This window comes from Escherichia sp. XD33, assembly GCF_019375075.1.
GTDB classification, from domain to species: domain Bacteria; phylum Pseudomonadota; class Gammaproteobacteria; order Enterobacterales; family Enterobacteriaceae; genus Enterobacter; species Enterobacter flexneri_A.
The window spans coordinates 1-3,224 of the sequence record NZ_JAENDM010000130.1 but is presented as its reverse complement, the minus strand read 5'-3'; the positions used below and the strand labels follow the sequence as shown (position 1 = coordinate 3,224).

Annotated in this window: 4 protein-coding genes and 2 pseudogenes; 3 read left to right on the top strand and 3 right to left on the bottom strand. The window is 43.3% G+C overall.

The window, feature by feature from the left end; translation table 11 throughout:
* From K0778_RS28065 to K0778_RS25320, 3 genes and pseudogenes are all read right to left on the bottom strand, one after another.
* On the bottom strand, nt 1-62 hold a 62-nt coding region (locus tag K0778_RS28065; protein ID WP_223671452.1), incomplete at its 3' end, for a hypothetical protein.
* A gap of 76 nt (nt 63-138) precedes the next feature.
* Nucleotides 139-291 carry a type I toxin-antitoxin system toxin HokE gene (gene hokE / locus K0778_RS25325; RefSeq protein ID WP_000956455.1) on the bottom strand — a complete coding sequence of 51 codons (153 nt, stop codon included), beginning with the start codon at nt 289-291 and terminating at the stop codon, nt 139-141.
* Between the two features lie 97 nt (nt 292-388).
* Nucleotides 389-478 (bottom strand): annotated as a pseudogene (locus K0778_RS25320) (IS3 family transposase); the annotation flags it as partial.
* 186 nt (nt 479-664) lie between these two features.
* On the opposite strand from K0778_RS25320, the gene K0778_RS25315 reads away from it, so the two are divergent.
* The 3 genes and pseudogenes from K0778_RS25315 to K0778_RS25305 all read left to right on the top strand — a co-directional run.
* Nucleotides 665-1,927 carry an IS1380-like element ISEcp1 family transposase gene (locus K0778_RS25315; RefSeq protein WP_153449164.1) on the top strand — a complete coding sequence of 421 codons (1,263 nt, stop codon included), beginning with the start codon at nt 665-667 and terminating at the stop codon, nt 1,925-1,927.
* 249 nt (nt 1,928-2,176) lie between these two features.
* Nucleotides 2,177-3,052: an extended-spectrum class A beta-lactamase CTX-M-14 gene (locus K0778_RS25310; RefSeq protein ID WP_001617865.1), complete on the top strand. Its 876-nt coding sequence runs from the start codon at nt 2,177-2,179 to the stop codon at nt 3,050-3,052.
* 34 nt (nt 3,053-3,086) lie between these two features.
* Nucleotides 3,087-3,224 (top strand): annotated as a pseudogene (locus K0778_RS25305) (IS5/IS1182 family transposase); the annotation flags it as partial.

Sequence of the window (3,224 nt, the reverse complement as noted above, 5' to 3'; positions counted from 1 at the left end):
AGTTCTTCGGGCTTACCAATATGGGCCAGAATTGCTGACCAGTTATCGTGAGAGTAATTCATCGGCACGTTAAATCATATCAGGCGTAATACCACAACCCTTAAGTTAGCGCTTATGGGATTGCTCCCCGCACAACGGCTACTTCTTCGGTTCGTAAGCGAGAACAGCCTTAAACTCAATATTACGTTCCTTTACGGTGAACTCACACAGCGAATCTCCGACCAGAAGCGTAAATCCCAGCACCGTTAAACACAGCACTATGACTGCCGCAAGGGCATATTTCGTCAGCATGTTTATATTGCCTCCATGCGAAGAAGGGACTACCATCCAAATTGTTCGGGTTTGGAGTGGCAGCCCCAGGGTGTACTGACCCCAAAAAGTTGGACAGTTAAACACGAGGCATATAGGTCTGATTCCGATATTCAATTGGAGTCAGACCTTTTAATTTCAGGCTAATTCTTCTGCTGTTGTAGTATTCCCTAGATTCTACGTCAGTACTTCAAAAAGCATAATCAAAGCCTTGATAAATATGCATTCCTTCGAAATTCAGCTTTCACCCATTGGGTGAAAGAAAAGTGCTCAAAAATATGTTAAATTATCAGCTTTTATGACTCGATATATGGTAAAATAATAGTAAGAAAAGTAGTAAAAAGGGGTTCTAATTATGATTAATAAAATTGATTTCAAAGCTAAGAATCTAACATCAAATGCAGGTCTTTTTCTGCTCCTTGAGAATGCAAAAAGCAATGGGATTTTTGATTTTATTGAAAATGACCTCGTATTTGATAATGACTCAACAAATAAAATCAAGATGAATCATATAAAGACCATGCTCTGCGGTCACTTCATTGGCATTGATAAGTTAGAACGTCTAAAGCTACTTCAAAATGATCCCCTCGTCAACGAGTTTGATATTTCCGTAAAAGAACCTGAAACAGTGTCACGGTTTCTAGGAAACTTCAACTTCAAGACAACCCAAATGTTTAGAGACATTAATTTTAAAGTCTTTAAAAAACTGCTCGCTAAAAGTAAATTGACATCCATTACGATTGATATTGATAGTAGTGTAATTAACGTAGAAGGTCATCAAGAAGGTGCGTCAAAAGGATATAATCCTAAGAAACTGGGAAACCGATGCTACAATATCCAATTTGCATTTTGCGACGAATTAAAAGCATATGTTACCGGATTTGTAAGAAGTGGCAATACTTACACTGCAAACGGTGCTGCGGAAATGATCAAAGAAATTGTTGCTAACATCAAATCAGACGATTTAGAAATTTTATTTCGAATGGATAGTGGCTACTTTGATGAAAAAATTATCGAAACGATAGAATCTCTTGGATGCAAATATTTAATTAAAGCCAAAAGTTATTCTACACTCACCTCACAAGCAACGAATTCATCAATTGTATTCGTTAAAGGAGAAGAAGGTAGAGAAACTACAGAACTGTATACAAAATTAGTTAAATGGGAAAAAGACAGAAGATTTGTCGTATCTCGCGTACTGAAACCAGAAAAAGAAAGAGCACAATTATCACTTTTAGAAGGTTCCGAATACGACTACTTTTTCTTTGTAACAAATACTACCTTGCTTTCTGAAAAAGTAGTTATATACTATGAAAAGCGTGGTAATGCTGAAAACTATATCAAAGAAGCCAAATACGACATGGCGGTGGGTCATCTCTTGCTAAAGTCATTTTGGGCGAATGAAGCCGTGTTTCAAATGATGATGCTTTCATATAACCTATTTTTGTTGTTCAAGTTTGATTCCTTGGACTCTTCAGAATACAGACAGCAAATAAAGACCTTTCGTTTGAAGTATGTATTTCTTGCAGCAAAAATAATCAAAACCGCAAGATATGTAATCATGAAGTTGTCGGAAAACTATCCGTACAAGGGAGTGTATGAAAAATGTCTGGTATAATAAGAATATCATCAATAAAATTGAGTGTTGCTCTGTGGATAACTTGCAGAGTTTATTAAGTATCATTGCAGCAAAGATGAAATCAATGATTTATCAAAAATGATTGAAAGGTGGTTGTAAATAATGTTACAATGTGTGAGAAGCAGTCTAAATTCTTCGTGAAATAGTGATTTTTGAAGCTAATAAAAAACACACGTGGAATTTAGGGAATACTGATGTAACACGGATTGACCGTATTGGGAGTTTGAGATGGTGACAAAGAGAGTGCAACGGATGATGTTCGCGGCGGCGGCGTGCATTCCGCTGCTGCTGGGCAGCGCGCCGCTTTATGCGCAGACGAGTGCGGTGCAGCAAAAGCTGGCGGCGCTGGAGAAAAGCAGCGGAGGGCGGCTGGGCGTCGCGCTCATCGATACCGCAGATAATACGCAGGTGCTTTATCGCGGTGATGAACGCTTTCCAATGTGCAGTACCAGTAAAGTTATGGCGGCCGCGGCGGTGCTTAAGCAGAGTGAAACGCAAAAGCAGCTGCTTAATCAGCCTGTCGAGATCAAGCCTGCCGATCTGGTTAACTACAATCCGATTGCCGAAAAACACGTCAACGGCACAATGACGCTGGCAGAACTGAGCGCGGCCGCGTTGCAGTACAGCGACAATACCGCCATGAACAAATTGATTGCCCAGCTCGGTGGCCCGGGAGGCGTGACGGCTTTTGCCCGCGCGATCGGCGATGAGACGTTTCGTCTGGATCGCACTGAACCTACGCTGAATACCGCCATTCCCGGCGACCCGAGAGACACCACCACGCCGCGGGCGATGGCGCAGACGTTGCGTCAGCTTACGCTGGGTCATGCGCTGGGCGAAACCCAGCGGGCGCAGTTGGTGACGTGGCTCAAAGGCAATACGACCGGCGCAGCCAGCATTCGGGCCGGCTTACCGACGTCGTGGACTGTGGGTGATAAGACCGGCAGCGGCGACTACGGCACCACCAATGATATTGCGGTGATCTGGCCGCAGGGTCGTGCGCCGCTGGTTCTGGTGACCTATTTTACCCAGCCGCAACAGAACGCAGAGAGCCGCCGCGATGTGCTGGCTTCAGCGGCGAGAATCATCGCCGAAGGGCTGTAACTGGTTTTGTTGAATAAATCGAACTTTTGCTGAGTTGAAGGATCAGATCACGTATCTTCCCGACAACGCAGACCGTTCCGTGGCAAAGCAAAAGTTCAAAATCACCAACTGGCCCACCTACAATAAAGCCCTCATCAACCGTGGCTCCATAACTTTCTGGCTGGATGATGAA